The sequence below is a fragment of the Ancylobacter sp. FA202 genome (assembly GCF_000380205.1).
Classification (GTDB): Bacteria; Pseudomonadota; Alphaproteobacteria; order Rhizobiales; family Xanthobacteraceae; genus Ancylobacter.
In genome coordinates this window covers 42,906-63,082 of the sequence record NZ_KB904818.1, presented here as the reverse complement: position 1 = coordinate 63,082, position 20,177 = coordinate 42,906, and the positions used below count along the sequence as shown (strand labels likewise).

Sequence of the window (20,177 nt, the reverse complement as noted above, 5' to 3'; positions counted from 1 at the left end):
GTTGGTCAGCCGGCGTGCCGGTCAGACCGAATAGTACATCTCGAACTCGACCGGGTGCGGGGTCATCTCGAACCGCATCACCTCGACCATCTTCAGCTCGATATAGGCGTTGATGAAGTCGTCCTCGAACACGCCGCCCTTCTTGAGGAAGTCGCGGTCCTTGTCGAGCGAGGACAGCGCCTCGCGCAGCGAACCGCAGACGGTCGGGATCTTCTTCAGCTCCTTCGGCGGCAGATCGTACAGGTCCTTGTCCATGGCCGGACCGGGATCGATCTTGTTCAGAATGCCGTCAAGGCCGGCCATCAGCAGCGCGGCGAAGGCGAGATAGGGGTTCGCACCCGGGTCCGGGAAGCGGGTCTCGACGCGCTTGGCCTTGGGCGAGGTGGTGTAGGGGATGCGGCAGGAGGCCGAGCGGTTGCGCGCGGAATAGGCGAGCAGCACGGGGGCCTCGTAGCCGGGGACCAGCCGCTTATAGGAGTTGGTCAGCGGGTTGGTGAAGGCGTTCAGTGCCTTGGCGTGCTTGATGATGCCGCCAATGTACCACAGGCATTCCTGGCTGAGGTCGGCATATTTGTTGCCGGCGAACAGCGGCTTGCCGTCCTTCCAGATCGACTGGTGCACATGCATGCCCGAGCCGTTGTCGCCGAAGATCGGCTTCGGCATGAAGGTGGCCGTCTTGCCATAGACGTTGGCGACCTGGTGGATGCAGTACTTATAGATCTGCAGCTGGTCGGCCATCGTCACCAGCGTGTCGAACTTCAGCCCCAGCTCATGCTGGGCGGAGGCGACTTCGTGGTGGTGCTTCTCGACCTTGGCGCCCATGCGGGCCATGGCGGCGAGCATCTCGCCGCGCAGGTCCTGGCAGCTGTCGACCGGCGGAACCGGGAAATAGCCGCCCTTGGTGCGGACGCGGTGGCCGAGATTGCCGCCTTCATATTCGGTGCCGCCATTGGTGGGCAGTTCGACCGAATCGAGCTTGAAGCCGGTGTTGTAGGGGTCGGCGGTGAAGCGCACGTCGTCGAAAATGAAGAACTCGGCTTCCGGCCCGATATAGATGGTGTCGCCGATGCCGGTGGACTTCAGATAGGCCTCGGCCTTCTTGGAAATGCCGCGCGGGTCGCGGCCATAGGGCTCGCCCGTGGTCGGCTCCAGCACGTCGCAGACCACGACCATGGTGGTCTCGGCGAAGAACGGGTCGATGCTGACGGAATCGAGATCGGGCTGCAGGTGCATGTCCGATTCGTTGATGGCCTTCCAGCCCGCAATGGAGGAACCATCGAAAGCCTGACCTTCGGCGAAGAAATCTTCGTCGACCATCGTGATGTCGAAGGTCACATGCTGCCACTTGCCGCGCGGATCGGTGAAGCGCAGGTCGACGTATTTAACGTCGTTGTCCTTTATTAGCTTCAGTACATCCTTGGCCGTCGTCATATTGTTCGTACCTCTTCTGATACTGCCGTCTTTTGAGGGGCAGCTGGTCCCAAGCGGATGGTCAACGACGATACGCGCCGCACCCTGTCAGGATGCGGCGCGCTCATATGCGCGACCATACTACGCTGGCTCTCAGATGGCGTCGACGCCCGACTCGCCGGTACGAATGCGAATGGCCTCTTCGATGTTGGAAACGAAGATCTTGCCATCGCCGATGCGGCCGGTCTGGGCGGCGCGGCGGATGGCGTCGATCGCGGTTTCCACCGTTTCGTCGGCGACCACGATCTCGATCTTCACCTTGGGCAGGAAATCGACGACGTATTCCGCGCCGCGATACAGTTCCGTATGCCCCTTCTGCCGGCCGAAGCCCTTGGCTTCCGTGACGGTGATGCCCTGCAGGCCGATTTCCTGCAGCGCCTCCTTCACCTCGTCGAGCTTGAAGGGCTTAATGATGGCCTCAATCTTCTTCATCTGACCTCGTCTCCCTGACTCGTCGATCCGCGACGCCCGGCCGAGTCGGGTCGCGAAGAAGCAGAACCCATGCCAAGCACCCCAGTGTCGCCGGAAACCGTTAATAGCCCATCATCGCACGGCGCCACGCGGCGGGCCAAACAGCTTCGTTTTCAGCGAACGATGAAGTTTTGGGCGGAATGATTAAGAACTGGGCGACTCCGGCCGCGATCGGTGCCTGAAGGCTGCGCGAAACATGGGCATTTGCCGCCGTTTGCTGCGGCGCTGGCGCGGCTCGCCTGAGAAGGCCGGTTTCGGCTAAGCTTGGCTACACCCAAGCAGCCCCTTCCGGACCGTGCAGGAACAAGGTTTCATGGAGCTTTTCACCCCCAGCGAGATGGCGCGCGCCGACGCCTTCACCATCGATGCCGGCGTGCCCGGCGCCGTGCTTATGGAACGGGCGGGAGAAGCGGTCGCCCGGCTCGCGGCGCGGGTGACGGTGGCCGGCGGGCGGGTTCTGGTGCTGTGCGGGCCGGGCAATAATGGCGGCGACGGATTCGTCGCGGCGCGGCTTCTGGTCGCTTGCGGCTATCGGGTGCGCCTCGCGCTGCTGGGCGAGCGCGCCGCGCTGTGCGGCGATGCGGCGCTGATGGCGGCGCGATGGACCGGGCCGGTCGAGCCGGCGGAAGGCGCGGCGCTGGAGGGGATCGACCTCGTCATCGACGCCCTGTTCGGCGCCGGGCTGGCGCGCGATCTCGACGGCGTGGCGCGGGATTTGGTCGAGCGCGTCAACGCCAGCGGCCTGCCGGTGCTGGCGGTCGACCTGCCCTCCGGCATCGACGGCGCCACCGGCGCGGTGCGCGGGGCGGCGATAAAGGCGCGCTGGAGCGTCACCTTCTTCCGGCCCAAGCCCGGCCATGTGCTGCTGCCGGGCCGCCTGCATGCGGGCGAACTGACCGTGGCCGCTATCGGAATCCGGCCCGACGCGCTGGACGCGATCGCGCCCCGCGCCTTCGAGAACGTGCCGGAGCTGTGGGCGGATCGTTTCCCGGTGCCGGCGGCGGAAGGGCATAAATATAGTCGCGGCCATCTCGTCGCCGTCTCCGGCCCGGCGCAGGCGACCGGGGCGACGCGACTGGCCGCCCGCGCGGCGCTGCGGGCCGGGGCGGGGCTGGTGACGGTGGCCTGCCCGGCGGAGGCGCTGGCGATCCACGCGGCCAATCTCTCCGCCGTCATGGTGCGGCCGGTGGAGGACGCCACCGGGCTGGCGCAGCTTTTGGCCGATGCCCGGCTGACGACGGTGGTGCTGGGGCCGGGCCTCGGCGTCGGGCCGGGGGCGCGCGAGCGACTGGCGGCCTGCGGCGACCGGCGGCTGGTGATCGACGCCGATCTCCTCACCTCCTTCAAGGGCGAGGCGGACGCGCTCGCCCGCGCGCTCGCGGCCGCGCCAGCGGCGGTCGCCACCCCGCATGAGGGCGAGTTCGCCCGGCTGTTCGAGGGCTGCCCGGAGGTGCTGGAGGCGCCCTCGCGGCTGGAGCGGGCGCGCGCCGGGGCGGCCCGGCTCGGGGCGACCCTGCTGCTCAAGGGGCCCGACACGGTGGTGGCGAGCCCGGACGGGCGCGCCTCGATCGCTGCCAACGCGCCGCCCTATCTCGCGACAGCGGGGGCGGGCGATGTGCTGGCGGGAATCGTCGGCGGGCTGCTGGCGCAGGGCATGGCGCCCTTCGAGGCGGCGAGCGCTGGCGTGTGGCTGCATGGCGAGGCGGCGCGCGAGGCCGGGCCGGGGCTGGTGGCCGATGATCTGATCGAGGCGCTGCGCCCGGTCTATGTCAGGCTGTTCGGCTTTCTCGGGGCTGTGTAGCGGCGAGCGGGGGCGCGCATTTTGCGCTGGCGCAGCGTCATGACCGTGTTATAAGCCCGCACCCGGCTGGCGGTACCTTCTCGGGTGCGCGCACATGCGCCCATGCGCGTCCCTCGCGGACGATGTGGCGGGCGACAGGCGCAACCGCGGGCGTGGCGGAACTGGTAGACGCGCTGGATTTAGGTTCCAGTGGCGAGAGTCGTGGGGGTTCGAGTCCCTCCGCCCGCACCAGTGCCTGCCCTTGTCCGGTGCCGCCCTCCGACCCATTTGCACCGAGCGGGGCCAACGGCGTTCACGCGGCCTCGCACACAGACATTCGAGAGCTCGCGCAAGCGGCAAACAAGACGAAGGCCGATTGAAAATGCAGGTCACCGAACTCCTCGCCGAAGGTCTCAAGCGCGAATATCGCGTGGTGCTGCCGGCCGCCGAACTTGACGCCAAGGCCAATGCGCGCCTCAGCGAGCTCAAGGACAAGGTCCGCCTCAACGGCTTCCGCCCCGGCAAGGTGCCGGTCGCCCATCTCAAGCGCATGTACGGCAAGTCCGTGCTGGCCGAGGTGATCGACCAGGCGGTGAACGAGGCCAATACCAAGATCATCGAGGATAACGGCTTCAAGCTCGCCATGCAGCCCAAGGTCGAGCTGCCGCAGGACGAGGCGGCGGTCAACGAGGTGATCGAGGGCAAGGCCGACCTGTCCTTCACCGTGAATCTCGAAGTGCTGCCGGCGATCACGCTCGGCGACTTCAAGAGCATCAGCCTCGACAAGCCGGTGCTGGCCGTGTCCGAGGAAGAGGTCGAGGAGACCGTCAAGCGGATCGCCGAGGCCAACCGCCCCTATGCCGCCAAGCCTGACGGCACCGCCGAGAATGGCGACCGCGTCACCCTGTCCTTCGTCGGCTCGATCGACGGCGAAGTGTTCGAGGGCGGTTCGGGCGAGGACGTGCCGCTGGTGCTCGGCTCCAACAGCTTCATCCCCGGCTTCGAGGAGCAGCTCGTCGGCATCAAGGAAGACGAGACCCGCACCGTCAATGTGACCTTCCCCGAGGCCTACCAGGCGGCCCATCTGGCCGGCAAGGCGGCCGCGTTCGAGGTGACGGCGAAGATGATCGAATCGCCGACCGAGATGGAAATCGGCGACGAGTTCGCCAAGACGCTCGGCATGGACAGCCTTGAGGCGCTCAAGGAGCAGGTGAAGAGCCGCATCGCCCAGGAGCACAACGCGCAGAGCCGCAACAAGGCCAAGCGCCGCCTGCTCGACGCGCTGGACGGGCTGCACCAGTTCGACGTTCCCCCGACGCTGGCCCAGCAGGAATTCGACGGCATCTGGGGCTCGGTGACGGCCGAGATGGCCACCCAGAACAAGACCTTCGCCGACGAGGACACGACCGAGGAAGCCGCCCGCGCCGACTACCAGAAGATCGCCGAGCGCCGCGTGCGCCTCGGGCTGGTGCTTGCGGAAATCGGTGAGAAGAACAACATTCAGGTGACGGACGACGAAGTGACCCGCGCCGTCGTCGAGCGTGCCCGCCAGTTCCCCGGGCAGGAGCAGCAGGTGTGGGAGTTCTACCGCAAGAACGCCCAGGCTCTGGCCAGCCTGCGCGCGCCGATTTTCGAGGAGAAGGTGGTCGACTATCTGCTCGAACTCGCCACGGTCAATGAAGTCCCCGTCTCGCGCGAGGAACTCTACGCCGAGGACGAGGACACCAAGGCGGCCTGAGGCCGACGGAACTCGCGGAGTCGTGCGCTGTGCCCGGCTCCGCTGTCCGCCACTTCATCGCCGGCGGGCTGGTAGGGACGCGCTTTCCCTTTAGTGTAGGGTGGTTGGATTCGCGGGCGGCGCAGGCGCGCCGGACCGCCGAGGATCGAAATATGCGTGACCCGATTGATACCTTGAACAACTACCTGGTCCCGATGGTTGTCGAACAGACCAACCGGGGCGAGCGTTCCTACGACATTTATTCCCGGCTCCTGAAGGAGCGCATCATTTTCCTGACCGGCCCGGTCGAGGACGGCATGGCGACCCTCATGGTCGCCCAGCTGCTGTTCCTCGAAGCGGAGAATCCGAAGAAGGAAATCTCGATGTACATCAACTCCCCGGGCGGGGTGGTGACGTCGGGGCTGGCGATCTACGACACGATGCAGTTCATCAAGCCGGCGGTGTCGACGCTGTGCATCGGCCAGGCGGCCTCGATGGGCTCGCTGCTGCTGACCGCCGGCGAGAAGGACATGCGCTTCGCCCTGCCCAACGCGCGAATCATGGTGCACCAGCCCTCGGGCGGCTTCCAGGGCCAGGTGACGGACATCATGCTGCACGCCAAGGAGATCATGAGCCTCAAGCAGCGGCTCAATGAGATCTACGTGAAGCACACGGGCCAGGACATCAAGGCGGTGGAGGACGCGCTGGAGCGCGACAACTTCATGACCGCCGAGGTCGCCAAGTCCTTTGGGCTTATCGACAAAGTGATCGACAAGCGCCCGGAAGAGGCACCGGCGAAGCCCTGACGGGCGTTTGCGCCGTGTTTCCGAAGCCGGGTCGGCTTCCTATATTAAGATCGAAGCCCGCGCCGAATTGAAGCGCGGGCTTGCATGCTTCGCGGTATCGCGCTTGCATGACTTCAGAATGAAGTGTCGCCCGGAGGTGTGACGGGGGTACGACGAGGCCAGCGCCCATCCGCGAAGTCGGGGATGGTTCGATTGCCCGCTTGATCGTGTCGCTGCTAGCGTGCTTGGCTGTGACACCGAACAAGGACCCTTAAGTCGCTTCCTTTTGACGGCGTTTTCGAGCCGTCGCGTTTCTCCCCCCTTGGAGGCCCGCGGCGGCCGCGGGACTGGGGCGGTTCCGGGCAATGCCTGGACCGCCGAGCGGACGGAGAGACGCATGAGCAAGGTTGGCGGCGGCGACAGCAAGAATACTCTTTACTGCTCGTTCTGCGGCAAGAGCCAGCACGAGGTCCGCAAACTCATTGCGGGACCGACCGTGTTCATCTGCGATGAATGCGTCGAGCTGTGCATGGACATCATCCGCGAGGAGAACAAATCCTCGCTGGTGAAGTCGCGCGACGGCATCCCGACCCCGAAGGAAATCTGCAAGGTCCTGGACGATTATGTGATCGGCCAGTTCCATGCCAAGCGCGTCCTCTCGGTGGCGGTGCATAACCACTACAAGCGCCTGAACCACGCGACCAAGCACGCCGGCGACGTCGAGCTGGCCAAGTCCAACATCATGCTGATCGGGCCGACCGGCTCGGGCAAGACGCTGCTCGCGCAGACGCTGGCCCGCATCCTCGACGTGCCCTTCACCATGGCGGACGCGACCACGCTGACCGAGGCGGGCTATGTCGGCGAGGATGTCGAGAACATCATCCTCAAGCTGCTGCAGTCGGCCGACTACAATGTCGAGCGGGCGCAGCGCGGCATCGTCTATATCGACGAGATCGACAAGATCAGCCGCAAATCCGACAACCCCTCGATCACCCGCGACGTTTCGGGCGAGGGCGTGCAGCAGGCGCTGCTGAAGATCATGGAAGGCACCGTCGCCTCCGTGCCGCCGCAGGGCGGGCGCAAGCATCCCCAGCAGGAATTCCTGCAGGTGGACACGACCAACATCCTGTTCATCTGCGGCGGCGCCTTCGCCGGCCTCGACAAGATCATCTCCTCGCGTGGCAAGGGCACTTCGATCGGCTTCGGCGCCGTCGTCTCCGCCCCCGAGGACCGCAAGCCGGGCGAGGTGTTCCGCGAGGTCGAGCCGGAAGACCTGCTGAAATACGGGCTGATCCCGGAATTCATCGGCCGCCTTCCCGTCATCGCCACGCTGGGCGATCTCGACGAGGCGGCGTTGAAGAAGATCCTCTCCGAGCCGAAGAACGCGCTGGTGAAGCAGTATCAGCGCCTGTTCGAGATGGAGAATGTCGAGCTGACCATCCATGAGGAAGCGCTTGGTGCCATCGCCCGCAAGGCGATCGAGCGCAAGACCGGCGCGCGCGGCCTGCGCTCGATCATGGAAGGCATCCTGCTCGACACGATGTTCGACCTGCCGGGCCTCGAAGGGGTGGAGGAGGTCGTCATCAGCAAAGAGGTCGTCGATCAGAATGCGCGTCCGCTCTACATCTATGCGGACCGCGCAGCCGGCGATGCGGGCGCGAGTGCCTGAGGAACCGGCGGTGGGCAGGGCCGGGCAGCCACGCCCGGCCAGCGACGCGGCCCGCTCCCTTGACGGGGGGCGGGGGCATCGCCATCTGAGCCTCAACCCCCGGTCCTCGACCGCATCGACGTGCCCAGCGCGCCTCACGCAGCCCCCGCACAGAGATCAACGTTCGCGTTCCGGCCGCATTGCGGCACGGTGCCGCCCGACGACGCCTGTCGTCAGGACACGTCGCCCGCCGCCAACAGAAAGGAAAGAGCCATGACGAGCCCCAAGCCTCGCACCGCGCTCACCCCGGGAGTCCCTCAGACCTTCCCGGTCCTGCCGCTGCGCGACATCGTCGTTTTCCCGCACATGATCGTGCCCCTGTTCGTCGGCCGTGAGAAATCCATCCGCGCCCTCGAAGAAGTGATGCGCAACGACACCTTCATCCTGCTGGCGACGCAGGAGAACGCCTCCGACGACGACCCGGAGACCTCGTCCATCTACAAGATCGGCACGCTCGCCTCGGTGCTGCAGCTGCTGAAGCTGCCGGATGGCACGGTGAAGGTGCTGGTCGAGGGCATTTCGCGCGCCAAGGTCCGGCACTACACCGACCGCACCGACCTCTATGAGGCCGAGGCGGAGGCGCTGGAGGAGGAGCTTGGCGCCAAGGTCGAGGCCGAGGCGCTCGGCCGCTCGGTGCTGGCCGAATTCGACAGCTATGTGAAGCTGAACAAGAAGGTCTCGCCCGAAGTCGTCGGCGTCGTCACCCAGATCGAGGAGCACTCGAAGCTGGCCGACACCGTGGCCTCGCATCTCGCGGTGAAGATCCCCGAGAAGCAGGCGGTGCTGGAAATCCTCAAGGTCACCACCCGCCTTGAGAAGGTGCTCTCGCTGATGGAGAGCGAAATCTCGGTCCTTCAGGTCGAGAAGCGCATCCGCACGCGCGTCAAGCGCCAGATGGAGAAGACCCAGCGCGAGTACTATCTCAACGAGCAGATGAAGGCGATCCAGAAGGAGCTGGGCGACGGCGAGGACGGCCGCGACGAGCTGGCCGAGCTGGAAGAGCGCATCAAGACCGTCAAGCTCTCCAAGGAGGCGCGCGAGAAGGCCACGCACGAGCTGAAGAAGCTGCGGCAGATGTCGCCCATGTCGGCGGAAGCCACCGTGGTGCGCAACTATCTCGACTGGATGCTGTCGATCCCGTGGAGCAACCGCAGCAAGGTCAAGAAGGACCTGCCCTTCGCCCAGAACGTGCTGGATACCGACCATTTCGGCCTCGACAAGGTCAAGGACCGCATCGTCGAATATCTCGCCGTGCAGAGCCGGCAGAACAAGCTGACCGGCCCGATCCTGTGCCTGGTCGGCCCGCCCGGCGTCGGCAAGACCTCGCTTGCCAAGTCCATCGCCAAGGCGACGGGCCGCGAATATGTGCGCGTGGCCCTTGGCGGCGTGCGCGACGAGGCGGAGATCCGCGGGCATCGCCGGACCTATATCGGCTCCATGCCCGGCAAGATCATCCAGTCGATGCGCAAGGCCAAGAAGTCCAACCCGCTGTTCCTGCTGGACGAGATCGACAAGATGGGCGCCGATTTCCGCGGCGACCCGTCCTCGGCCCTGCTTGAGGTGCTGGACCCCGAGCAGAACCACACCTTCGCCGACCACTATCTGGAGGTGGACTATGACCTCTCCAGCGTGATGTTCGTCACCACGGCCAACACGCTGAACATCCCGCCGGCTCTGCTGGACCGGATGGAAGTGATCCGCATCGCCGGCTACACCGAGGACGAGAAGGTCGAGATCGCCCGCCGCCATCTCATTCCGCAGGCGCTGACCAAGCACGGTCTGCAGCTGAAGGAATGGTCGATCGACGATGAGGCGCTGCTGATGCTGGTGCGCCGCTATACGCGGGAAGCCGGCGTGCGCAACCTTGAGCGCGAGATTTCCAATCTCGCCCGCAAGGCGGTGAAGGACCTGATGCTGACCAAGAAGAAGACGGTCAAGGTCACGGTCCAGCAGCTGGAGGACTATCTCGGCGCGCCGAAATACCGCTATGGCGAGGCCGAGACCGAGGACCAGGTCGGCGTGGTCACAGGCCTGGCCTGGACCGAGGTCGGTGGCGAGATCCTCACCATCGAAGGCGTGATGATGCCCGGCAAGGGCAAGATGACCGTCACCGGCAATCTGCGCGACGTGATGAAGGAATCGATCTCGGCGGCGGCCTCCTATGTCCGCTCGCGCGCCCTCGATTTCGGCATCGAGCCGCCGCTGTTCGACCGGCGCGACATCCATGTCCACGTTCCCGAAGGGGCGACCCCGAAGGACGGGCCGTCGGCCGGCGTCGCCATGGCGACCGTGCTGACCTCGGTGCTGACCGGCATCCCGATCCGCCGCGACATCGCCATGACCGGCGAAATCACGCTGCGCGGCCGGGTGCTGCCGATCGGCGGCCTCAAGGAGAAGCTGCTGGCGGCCCTGCGGGCCGGCATCAAGAAGGTTCTGATCCCCGAGGAGAACGCCAAGGATCTGGCGGAAATCCCCGACAATGTGAAGAACGCGCTGGAGATCGTGCCGGTGTCGCGGATGGATGAGGTGCTGCAGCACGCGCTCATCCGCCAGCCGGAGGCGATCGTCTGGGAAGAGAAGGTGCTGGCGCCGACCACCGAGGTCGAGCCGGTGATCGCCCGCGACGAAATCGGCGGCCTCGCCGCCCACTGAGCGGACGTTTCGACGCTGGAAAAGAAGCGGCGGTGCCCAAGCGGGCGCCGCCGTTTTTGCGTCTCGGGGCCGTCGCCGCGCTCTCGCCCGGGCCGGCTTTCCGGGCTGATGGAACGCGGTTTTGGCGCCAGGGGCGGGCGCCGGCGCGGGCCGTGCGAGTCAGTTTTGCGCCGATCGGGCGCCTCCAGCCCCCAAGGCGGCGCTCTCGCCCGGCCCGCCGCCCGGCGCCGGTGGTAAAAGGGTCGCATCCGCCTAAATTGCGGGCGTGCCGCATTGTCATAAAATGCGGTATCGAAATACACTCAAACCCCCTGAAGTCGTGTATTTGTGCGGGTTTCTAGCGGGGGGCGCTTGCAATCGCCGCATTTTGGGGAAAGTGTGCCCGCCCGTCGTCGGTGCATGCGATCGACGATTCTTGTGCAATCAAGGGAAGGACCGGTCAAATGACCACGAAGAACGAACTCGTCGCCGCCGTGGCCGAGCAGGCCAAGCTGACGAAGGCCGCTGCTGCGGCCGCGGTCGACGCGACCTTCGACGCTATTGCCGCCTCGCTGAAGGCCGGCGAAGAAGTCAAGCTGATCGGCTTCGGCAGCTTCTCCGTCGTGACCCGCGCCGCGCGCGAGGGCCGCAACCCGCGTACCGGCAACCCGGTCAAGATCGAGGCCTCCAAGGCCCCGAAGTTCACGCCCGGCAAGGGCCTGAAGGAAACCGTCAACGGTTGATCCTGACGCTGGGGCCGCGCCCCCCGTGCCGGAAGGTGCGGGGTGCGGCGCGGTGCCATCGGGGCAGGTTCGCCGGTAGCGTTACCGGCGGACCAGCGCCCTGACCAACAGAAGCCATGCAGGCCGGCGGGGGCGCTGCGTGGTTTCGCGGCGGCCGATGCGCCGCGGCTTCAGCCCCCCTCGCGCCCGCCGCCCCGGCGCTGTCGCAGCCCAAATGGCCGGTGCCCGCCCTGCGGCGCTGCGGCCCGCGCGGCATGAAGACCTCCCCACACTGAACATCTTCGCTATCGCAGGCGCTTCTCGCCTTACGCCGCCACAGAGCGCGCCGTGGGCCGCCGGAGGCGTGCCCGGGGTGCCGCCCATCCCGAAGACGCCGCACGCTCCCACGGGGGCTGAGGGCGCCCCTGCGGTCGCTTCGCGGCGGGGATGTCCCGACCCGGTCCTTCGTGACTGACCCGAGGACCCGCCGTCGTGGCAGCGTCGGCGCGGGCGGATCTCGTCAGCGCGGCGTCAGGGTGAGTTCGCGCAGCTCCGCCATGTCGATGAGCGCCCCGCGACGGCCGATCACCCGCGCGGCCACGCGATGGGCGAAGCGGGCGGCGTCGGCCGGCGCCGCGCCGTCGCGACGCGCGGCGATGTAGCCCGCATTGAAGCTGTCGCCCGCGCCTGTTGTATCCAGCGGATTGGCGACGGCGAGCGGCGCGATGGTCTCGATCCGGTCGCCCACCAGCAGTGTGCAGGGATCGGCGCCGTTCTTGACCACGATCTCCTCGGCGCCACAGGCGGCCAGCCGGCGCGCCGTCGCTTCCGGCGCGGTGTCGCCGAACAGTTCGGCCTCGTCGGGGAAGGTCGGCAAGGCGAGGGTCGCGACGCGATAGCCCGCATCGAGCGCGGCGCGGGCGGCGGCGCGATCCGGCCATAGGTTCAGGCGGATATTGGCGTCGAACGCGATCATGGCGCCCCGGGCGCGCGCGTCGGCCAGCTGGTCCAGCAGCGTCTGGCGATGCGGCGGCGACAGGATCGCCAAGGTGATGCCGGAAAAATAGATGCTGTCGGCATCCGCCAGCGCCTGCCGCAGCACGCCGGCGTCGGCGGCGAGCAGCCGCGCCGCCGAGCTGTCGCGCCAATAGGAGAAGGAGCGCTCGCCATTCTGCAGGGCGATCATGTAGAGGCCGACCGGACGGTCGGGCTCGCGCGCGATGTGCGCCGTGTCGATGCTGGCATCGGCGATGAAGCGCAGCATTTCGTCCGAGGAGGCGTCCGCGCCGACCCGCGTCACATAGCGCACGCCGACCCGCGCCGGATCGGTCAGCCCGCGCACACCCCAGGCGGTGTTGAGCGTGTCGCCGGCGAAGCCGCGTCGGTAGAGCCCCTTGGCGGTGAGGGACATCTCGATCATGCATTCGCCGATGCTGGCAAATATCCGGGTCACATTACGGCTCCGGCCAGTGAGGGGGTGGTCGCGCGGGCTTCCAGCGAGCGGATCAGCGTGGCGCACGCGGTGCGCAGATGCTTGCGGCAGCTGGCGTCGATGGCGCGCGGGTCGCGGCTGCGCAGCGCGGCGATATAGTCGAGGTGCTCCACCAGCGCGGTGGCGCTGCGCGGCTTGGCGTCGGCGCGGTTCCAGCGATAGGTGTGGTGAAACAGCGTCGCGACGACATTGTAGAAGTCCAGCACGAAGCGGTTGCGCGTGGTCTCATGGATGATGCGGTGCAGGCGCTCGTCGAGCTGGGGAAACAGCGCATGGTCCCGGTCGAGATGGGCGAGGATGTCGCGGTGCTCCTGCTCGATCGCCGCCAGTTCGCGCCAGGGGGGCGCGCTGTCGGGCAGTTCCAGCAAGCTGCGCGTGGCCCGCAGCTCGAACATTTCCCGCACCTCGTACATCTCCCGCACGAAGTCGCCGGTGACGCCGCCGAACAGCCAGGAGCTGTTCGGCCGGCGCTCCAGCAGGCCGAAATGCTGGAAGCGGGCGAGACATTCGCGGATGGTGGTGGTGGAGGTGCCGAACTGGCGCGCTAGCTCGGCCGCGTTCAGCAGCTGGCCGGGACTGAGATCGCCGGTGAGGATCCACTCCATGAAGCGGCGCTCGAACGTCGCGCCCGCCGACAGGGTCTGCGCGTCGGGGAAGTGATCGGCCGGGGTCGGTGCGCGGGTGAGCCGGCGCTGCCCGTCCTGGCGCTCGGTGATGCCGTGCTCCTGCAGCATGGCCAGTATCGCGCGGACCGTGGTGCGGCTGACCTCCAGCGATTGGGCGAGGTCGCTCTCCGAGGGCAGGGCGGCGCCGGGTGACAGGGCACCGAGGCGCTGAAGGCTGCGATTATAGCCGCTCTTGAAGACGGCATTGCCCTTCATGATGCCCCGCCCCGCTCTTGCACCCCCGGGTGAGCGGGCGGCCTGTTCTTTCTGTATTAAAAACACATTGACAGCCTGTGTCCAGCGTGGACAGCTGTGCCCGGCATTTCTTCCAATAAGTTGTTCGCACAAGGGATTCAGGCGGCGTGAGCGTTCGTATCATCCAGTTCGGCACCAGCCGGTTCCTGCAGGCGCATGCGGACCTTTTCGTGCATGAGGCGCGCGAGGCGGGGCAGGATATCGGCCCCATCGCCATCGTGCAGGCCTCCGGCTCGGCGGACCGCGCCGGCCGGGTCGCGGCGTTCGGCCGGCCGGAGGGTTTTCCCGTGCGCCTTCGCGGCATGGTCGACGGCGCGCCATGCGAGCGCGAGGTGCAGGTGCGCTCGGTCGACCGGGGCCTGTCAGCGGGCACGGACTGGGAGGCGATCAAGGCGCTGTTCGCGGCCGAGGCCCGGCTGGTGATCTCCAATATGGGCGATTCCGGCTATCGGGTGGCGCCGGAGGAGGCGTCGCCCGCGCTGCTCGCCGGCGCCGTGCCAGCCTCCTTTCCGGGAAAGCTCACCGCGCTGCTGCACCATCGCTGGAGCGCCGGCGGCGGGCCGCTGACCGTGCTGCCCTGCGAACTGATCAACCGCAATGGCGAGGTGCTGGCGGCGGAGGTGGGCCGGCTCGCGGCCGCCAGCGGGGCGCCGGCCGCCTTCGCCGGCTGGATCGACCGCTCGGTGGTCTTCGCCAATACGCTGGTCGATCGCATCGTCTCCGAGCCGATCGAGCCCATCGGGGCGGTCGCCGAGCCCTATGCGCTGTGGGCGATCGAGCGCCGGCCGGGGCTGGAACTGCCCTTCAGCCACCCGAGCGTGGTGCTGACCGACGATCTCGAACCGTTCGAGCGGCTGAAGCTGCATATTCTCAATCTCGGCCACACCGTGCTGGCCGAGATCTGGTCCCGGGAGGGGCGCCCGGCCGGCGAGACCGTGCGGGAAATTCTCGCCGACCCGGCCGTCTCCGCCCGGCTCACCGCGCTTTATGCCGGGGAGGTGGTGCCGGGTTTTTGCGCGCGCGGTATGGAGGGAGAGGCCCGCGCCTATGTCGGCGTCACGCTCGACCGTTTCCGCAACCCGTTCCTCGACCACCGCATCGCCGACATCGCGCAGAACCATGGCGTGAAGATCGAGCGCCGCATCGGCGCGTTTCTCGACTGGATCGCCGGCCGGCCCGGCGCGCCGGCGACGCCTGTGCTCGCGGCCATCCTCGCCCGCCACGCGGCCGGCTGAGGCGGAAACGGCAACGGGCGGCGCTCGCGCGGCCGCCCGTGTCTTGTGGTAGGGCGCCGGGTTTGGGCGCGAGGCTCAGGCGGGGGAGGCCGCCGGCACATAGGCGAAGGCGGAAAGCGTTTCCGGCTTCATCTCGATGGAAAAGCCCGGCTGGCGCGGCGGCATGTAGGCGGCATTCTCGATCACGCAGGGGTCGAGGAAATGCTCGTGCAGATGGTCGACATATTCGATCACCCGGCCTTCCTTGGTGCCGGAGACGGCGACATAGTCGATCATCGACAAATGCTGCACATATTCGCACAGGCCGACGCCGCCGGCATGCGGCCAGACCGGCAGGTCGTATTTCGCCGCCACCAGCAGCACCGCCAGCACCTCGTTCAGCCCGCCCATGCGGCAGGAATCGATCTGCACCACATCGATGGCGCCCTCGGCGATGAACTGCTTGAACATGATGCGGTTCTGGCACATCTCGCCGGTCGCCACCTTTACCGGCGCGATGGCTGCGCGGATCTTGCGGTGCCCGGCGATGTCGTCGGGGCTGGTCGGCTCCTCGATGAAGAAGGGCTTGGCGAAGGCGAGCTGGCGCACCCAGTCGATTGCCTGGCCCACCTCCCACACCTGGTTGGCGTCGATCATCAGATAGCGGTCCGGCCCGATCACCTCGCGGGCGATGGTGAGGCGGCGGATGTCGTCGTCGAGATCGCGCCCGACCTTCATCTTCACATGGTTGAAGCCGGCCTCGATCGCCTCCTGGCAGAGGCGCCGCAGCTTGGCGTCGTCATAGCCGAGCCAGCCGGCCGAGGTGGTGTAGCAGGCATAGCCTTCGCGTTCGAGACGCGCGATGCGCTCGGCCTTGCCGGCCTCCGCCCGGCGCAGGATCGCGAGCGCCTCGCCGCGGTCGAGCACGTCGGTGAGGTAGCGGTAATCGACAATGTCGGCGATCGCATCGGGTGGGAGATCAGCGACGAGGCGCCAGACCGGCTTGCCGGCCTGCTTGGCGAGCAGGTCCCAGACGGCGTTGACCACCGCGCCGGTGGCGAGGTGCATCGCGCCCTTTTCCGGGCCGATCCAGCGCAGCTGGCTGTCGCTGGTGAGGTGCCGCCAGAAGGCCCCGGGGGCGGCGCGCACCACGTCGAGATCCGCGCCCACCACGAGGTGGCGCATGGCGAGGATCGCCATGCAGCAAATGTCGTTGCCGCGCCCGATGGTGAAGGTGAGCCCGTGCCCCTTCAGCGCCGGCTCGTCGGTGTCGAGGATGACATAGGCGGCCGAATAGTCCGGATCGGGGTTCATAGCGTCCGATCCGTCGAGCGCGTGCGAGGTGGGAAAGCGCAGGTCGATGACCCGCATATCGGTGATCTTCACCATGTTAGGCCTCCCGGCGCGGAGCCGCGATCAGATGTCGGAAACGAAGGTCTGCTTCTGCGTGCCCAGCCCCTCAATGCCGAGTTCGACCACGTCGCCGGCCTTGAGGTAGCGCGGCGGCTTGAAGCCGAGGCCGACGCCGGGCGGGGTGCCAGTGGAGATGATGTCGCCGGGGTAGAGGCTCATGAACTGGCTGAGATAGGAGACGAGATAGGCGGCGCCGAACACCATGGTCCGGGTCGAACCGTTCTGCAGCGTCTCGCCATTCACCGTCAGCCACATGGCGAGGTTCTGCGGATCGGGAATCTCGTCCCGCGTCGCCAGCCACGGGCCGATCGGGCCGAAGCCGTCGCAGGACTTGCCCTTGGTCCACTGGCCGGCGCGCTCCAGCTGAAACTCACGCTCCGACACGTCGTTGCAGACGCAGTAGCCGGCGACATAGTCGAGCGCTTCGGCTTCGCTGACATATTTCGCCGTCCGGCCGATGATGATGGCGAGCTCGACTTCCCAGTCGGTCTTGCTGGCGCCGCGCGGGATCGGCACGTCGTCATGCGGGCCTGAGATCGCCGAGGTGGCTTTCATGAACACCACCGGCTCGGGCGGCACCGCCATGCCGGATTCGGCGGCATGGTCGGAGAAATTGAGGCCGATGCAGACGAACTTGCCGGTTCCGCTAACGCAGGGGCCGAGGCGGGTACCTTCCGCGACCAGCGGCAGTGTCGCCGGGTCGAGCGCGGCGAGGCCGGCCAGCGCGGCGGGCGCGAGCGCGGCGCCGGCGATGTCAGCGACATGGGCCGAGAGATCGCGGATGTGGCCCTGCGCGTCGATCAGGCCGGGTTGTTCCCGGCCGGCAAGGCCGTGGCGTACCAGTTTCATTCTGTCGTCCTCACATGCGGATCAGAGCGACCAGCCGCCATCGATGGCGAAGGCCTGGCCGGTGGTGTAGGTGGCGCCGGCCAGATGCACGGCGAGATCGGCGATTTCCTCCGGCGTGCCGATGCGCCCGATCGGCTGGCGGGCGATGAAGGCCGCGCGTGCCGCCTCATAGTCCCCCTGCGCCCGCAGCCGGTCCTGCAGCGAGGGGCTTTCCACCGTGCCGGGGCAGATGGCGTTGCAGCGTATGTTGTGGCCGACATAATCGGCCGCCACCGATTTGGTGAGCCCGATCACCGCCGCCTTGGTGACGCTGTAGGCGAAGCGGTTGGGCACGCCCTTCAGCGATGACGCCACCGACGACATGTTGATGATCGCGCCGTCGCGCCGGTCGATCATGCCGGGCAGGACGGCGCGGATGGTGCGCACCATCGATTTCACGTTGAGGTCGAAGGCAAAGTCGAGATCGCCCTCCTTCATGTCGAGAATGCTGCCGGGATGCACCACGCCGGCGCAGTTGAACAGCACGTCGACCGGGCCGATGCCGGCGATGAAATCGGCGACGGCGGCCGCGTCAAGCACGTCCAGCCGGGCGGTGGTGAGAAGCGGCGAAGGCGGCAGTTCCGCCAGCAGCGCGGCGTTGATGTCGGTGGCGATGACCCGTGCGCCGGCGGCGAGAAAGCCGAGCGCGCTGGCGCGGCCGATGCCCTGCGCGCTCGCGGTGACGAGGACGGTCTTGCCCTCAAGAGTGGCCATGGCCAGGTTTCCTTTGCTGATGGTTCAGTCGAGGTGGAACACTTCTTCCATCGAGGCCCACCATTCACCCTCCTTGCGGGTGGCGAGCGGGCGCTGGCAGGGGATGGTCAGGCTCCACCATTCCTGATTGACCGGGTCGGCGGCGATCTTCGCCATGTCGGCGGCGAAGTCGTTGCCGTGATATTCCCAGGTGCCGAACAGGATGTTCTCCGGCTCGCGCAGGAAGATGGTGTAGTTGCGGATGTTGCTGGCGGTGAGGAGGGCCAGCACCTGCGGCCACACCGCCGCGTGCAATTCCTTGTAGCGCTCCACCCTATCCGGCTCGACGCCGATCATCATTCCCATGCGCTGCATGCCTATCCTCCCGCTCACGCCGACCTCCCGCTCACGCCACGTCGATCAGTGCCTTGACCACGCCCGCGCTGGGTTCGGCGAGGGCGGCGAACTTCTCCGGCACCTCGGACAGGCGCAGGCGGTGGGTGATCAGCGCGTCCGGCACCTCGCCGGCGCGGATCGCCGCCATCACCCGCTCGAAATCGGCCACGGTGGCGTTGCGGCTGCCGAGCAGCGAGGTCTCGCGCTTATGGAATTCCGGATCGGAAAAGGTGATGTCGCTGGCGACGATCGACACCAGCACATAGGTGCCGCCATGGCCGACAAAGCCGAAGCCGCGCTCGATCGCCTTCGGGTTGCCGGTGGCGTCGAACACGCCGTCGAAGAAGTCGCCGCCGGTGAGCCGTGCGAGTTCGTCCACGTCGCCGGGCCCGAGAAGTACGGTCGCCGCGACGCCGAGATGGCGGCGGGCGAAGGCGAGCCGGTCCTCGCGCCCGTCGATGAGCGTGACCTTTGCCCCCGCGCTGCGGGCGAAGAGGGCGACGGCGGCGCCGATCGGCCCGGCGCCGGCGACCAGCACGCTGTCGCCCGGGCCGGTGCCCGCCCGCGCCACCGCATGGGCGCCGATGGCGAGGAATTCCACCATCGCCGCCTGATCGAGGCTCAGACCTTCCGCCTTCAGCACGAATTGTTCCGGCAGGCAGATGAACTCGGCCATGCCGCCGTCGCGGTGCACGCCGAGCACGCCGAGGTTGCGGCAGCAATTGGTCCTGCCCTTGCGGCAGGCGCTGCACTGGCCGCAGGAGATATAGGGGATCACCGAGACGACATCGCCGGGCGCCAGCCGACTTCCCGGGGGCACTTCTTCCACCGTCGCGGCCAGTTCATGCCCCATCACACGGGGATAGGAGAGATAGGGCTGCTTGCCGGCGAAGATGTGCAGGTCGGTGCCGCAGACGCCGATGCGGCGCAGCCGGAGAAGGACCTCGCCCTCGCCGCGCACCGGTTTCTCGCGTTCGATGGCCGACAGCGTGCCGGGCGCGTCGCAGATGATGGTGAGCATGATCGTCTCTCAGTTCGCGGCGGCGAGAGCGTCGCCGTCCAGGCGGTAGAAGCGGGCCGCATTGGCGCCGAACACGGCGTCGTGGTGGGCGGCCGGCACGATGTCGCGGCACAGCGCGAGCCAGCCGGCATAGTCACCGGCGAGGCGCAGCACCGGCCAGTCGCTGCCGAAGATCAGCCGCGCGGGGCCGAACAGGTCGAGCAGCGTCTCGGCATAGGGGCGCACCGCAGCCGGGCCGCGCCCGTCCGCCTCGGTGAGCAGGCCGGACAGCTTGCACCAGACATTGGGCAGGGCGGCGAGGGCGGCGAGATCGGCCCGCCAGCGCGAGATCCGCCCCTCGCCGATCAGCGGCTTGGCGCCATGGTCGATGACGATGCGCAACGCGGGATGGCGCGCGGCGAAGGCGAAGAGCGGGCGCAGATGGCGCGGCAGCACCAGCGCGTCGAAGGCGAGATCGTGCGCGATCATCGCGCCAACGGCCGGCGCCAGCGCCGGATCGGTGATCCAGTCGTCCTCGGCGATGTCCTGCAGCATGGGGCGCAGGCCCTTCAGCCGGGGATGGGTGGCGAGCCGGGCGATGGCGCCTTCGGCATCGGGCGCCTTCATGTCGGTCCAGCCCACCACCGCCCTGATGAAGGGATGGCGCGCGGCAAGGTCGAGCATGTAGGCGGTGTCGGCCTCGCGCTCCATGGTCTGGACGAGGACCGTGCCCTCGATACCCGCGGCGGCGAGCAGCGGCGCGAGGTCCTCCGGGCCGAAGTCACGATAGATCGGCGCCAGATCGGGCGGGGGCCACTGCCCGGCCCGGTCGGCGATGCGCCAGAAATGCTGATGGGCGTCGATACGCATAATCGCT

The 20,177-nt window shown here is 67.4% G+C and carries 17 protein-coding genes and 1 tRNA gene; 8 read left to right on the top strand and 10 right to left on the bottom strand.

The genetic code is table 11. The features are described 5' to 3' along the window. Positions 1–21: 21 nt before the first annotated feature. Both glnA and A3M1_RS0100230 read right to left on the bottom strand, forming a co-directional pair. The gene (gene glnA, locus A3M1_RS0100235) at positions 22–1,431 is read right to left on the bottom strand and encodes a type I glutamate--ammonia ligase (RefSeq protein ID WP_018386934.1); all 1,410 of its coding nucleotides are present in this window, start codon (positions 1,429–1,431) and stop codon (positions 22–24) included. A gap of 132 nt (positions 1,432–1,563) precedes the next feature. After that, entirely contained in the window at positions 1,564–1,902 is a 339-nt protein-coding gene (locus A3M1_RS0100230) for a P-II family nitrogen regulator (RefSeq protein WP_018386933.1), read from the bottom strand. Between the two features lie 352 nt (positions 1,903–2,254). On the opposite strand from A3M1_RS0100230, the gene A3M1_RS0100225 reads away from it, so the two are divergent. The 7 genes from A3M1_RS0100225 (at position 2,255) to A3M1_RS0100195 (ending at position 11,305) form a co-directional block, all read left to right on the top strand. After that, positions 2,255–3,742 (top strand): bifunctional ADP-dependent NAD(P)H-hydrate dehydratase/NAD(P)H-hydrate epimerase, encoded by a 1,488-nt coding sequence (locus tag A3M1_RS0100225; protein WP_018386932.1) that lies wholly within the window; start codon positions 2,255–2,257, stop codon positions 3,740–3,742. A gap of 146 nt (positions 3,743–3,888) precedes the next feature. Then, a tRNA-Leu gene (locus A3M1_RS0100220) sits at positions 3,889–3,973 on the top strand. Positions 3,974–4,103: 130 nt separating this feature from the next. Further along, positions 4,104–5,459, top strand: a complete 1,356-nt coding sequence (tig, locus tag A3M1_RS0100215) for a trigger factor (protein ID WP_018386931.1) — start codon at positions 4,104–4,106, stop codon at positions 5,457–5,459. A gap of 152 nt (positions 5,460–5,611) precedes the next feature. Next, positions 5,612–6,244 carry an ATP-dependent Clp protease proteolytic subunit gene (locus tag A3M1_RS0100210; protein ID WP_018386930.1) on the top strand — a complete coding sequence of 211 codons (633 nt, stop codon included), beginning with the start codon at positions 5,612–5,614 and terminating at the stop codon, positions 6,242–6,244. Positions 6,245–6,620: 376 nt separating this feature from the next. Then, positions 6,621–7,892 (top strand): ATP-dependent Clp protease ATP-binding subunit ClpX, encoded by a 1,272-nt coding sequence (clpX, locus tag A3M1_RS0100205; RefSeq protein WP_018386929.1) that lies wholly within the window; start codon positions 6,621–6,623, stop codon positions 7,890–7,892. A gap of 252 nt (positions 7,893–8,144) precedes the next feature. After that, a complete protein-coding gene (lon, locus tag A3M1_RS0100200; protein ID WP_018386928.1) occupies positions 8,145–10,583 on the top strand; it encodes an endopeptidase La in 2,439 nt (812 codons plus the stop codon). Positions 10,584–11,026: 443 nt separating this feature from the next. Continuing rightward, a complete protein-coding gene (locus A3M1_RS0100195) occupies positions 11,027–11,305 on the top strand; it encodes an HU family DNA-binding protein (RefSeq protein WP_018386927.1) in 279 nt (92 codons plus the stop codon). A gap of 499 nt (positions 11,306–11,804) precedes the next feature. Here A3M1_RS0100195 and A3M1_RS0100190 read toward each other — a convergent pair whose 3' ends face one another. Continuing rightward, positions 11,805–12,737, bottom strand: a complete 933-nt coding sequence (locus tag A3M1_RS0100190; RefSeq protein ID WP_018386926.1) for a sugar kinase — start codon at positions 12,735–12,737, stop codon at positions 11,805–11,807. After that, positions 12,734–13,657 carry a GntR family transcriptional regulator gene (locus A3M1_RS0100185; RefSeq protein ID WP_018386925.1) on the bottom strand — a complete coding sequence of 308 codons (924 nt, stop codon included), beginning with the start codon at positions 13,655–13,657 and terminating at the stop codon, positions 12,734–12,736. Before A3M1_RS0100185 ends, A3M1_RS0100190 begins: the two co-directional genes overlap by 4 nt. Positions 13,658–13,803: 146 nt before the next feature. Between A3M1_RS0100185 and A3M1_RS0100180 the strand changes: the two genes are divergently transcribed. Further along, positions 13,804–14,931, top strand: a complete 1,128-nt coding sequence (locus A3M1_RS0100180) for a hypothetical protein (protein ID WP_018386924.1) — start codon at positions 13,804–13,806, stop codon at positions 14,929–14,931. Between the two features lie 75 nt (positions 14,932–15,006). Here the strand turns inward: A3M1_RS0100180 and A3M1_RS0100175 are convergent, their stop codons facing one another. Genes A3M1_RS0100175 through A3M1_RS0100150 form a run of 6 tightly spaced genes read right to left on the bottom strand, consistent with a single transcriptional unit; the run spans position 15,007 to position 20,170 of the window. Further along, the gene (locus A3M1_RS0100175) at positions 15,007–16,299 is read right to left on the bottom strand and encodes an L-fuconate dehydratase (protein ID WP_018386923.1); all 1,293 of its coding nucleotides are present in this window, start codon (positions 16,297–16,299) and stop codon (positions 15,007–15,009) included. Positions 16,300–16,326: 27 nt separating this feature from the next. Next, complete coding sequence (locus A3M1_RS0100170; protein ID WP_018386922.1) at positions 16,327–17,172, bottom strand: fumarylacetoacetate hydrolase family protein; 846 nt, start codon at positions 17,170–17,172, stop codon at positions 16,327–16,329. A gap of 21 nt (positions 17,173–17,193) precedes the next feature. Next, positions 17,194–17,925 carry an SDR family oxidoreductase gene (locus A3M1_RS0100165; RefSeq protein WP_018386921.1) on the bottom strand — a complete coding sequence of 244 codons (732 nt, stop codon included), beginning with the start codon at positions 17,923–17,925 and terminating at the stop codon, positions 17,194–17,196. 24 nt (positions 17,926–17,949) lie between these two features. Beyond that, positions 17,950–18,279, bottom strand: coding sequence for an L-rhamnose mutarotase (locus A3M1_RS0100160; protein ID WP_018386920.1), 330 nt, complete (start codon positions 18,277–18,279; stop codon positions 17,950–17,952). 31 nt (positions 18,280–18,310) lie between these two features. Further along, positions 18,311–19,321: a zinc-binding alcohol dehydrogenase family protein gene (locus A3M1_RS0100155; protein WP_018386919.1), complete on the bottom strand. Its 1,011-nt coding sequence runs from the start codon at positions 19,319–19,321 to the stop codon at positions 18,311–18,313. 9 nt (positions 19,322–19,330) lie between these two features. Further along, the gene (locus tag A3M1_RS0100150; protein ID WP_018386918.1) at positions 19,331–20,170 is read right to left on the bottom strand and encodes an amidohydrolase; all 840 of its coding nucleotides are present in this window, start codon (positions 20,168–20,170) and stop codon (positions 19,331–19,333) included. Positions 20,171–20,177: the final 7 nt, after the last annotated feature.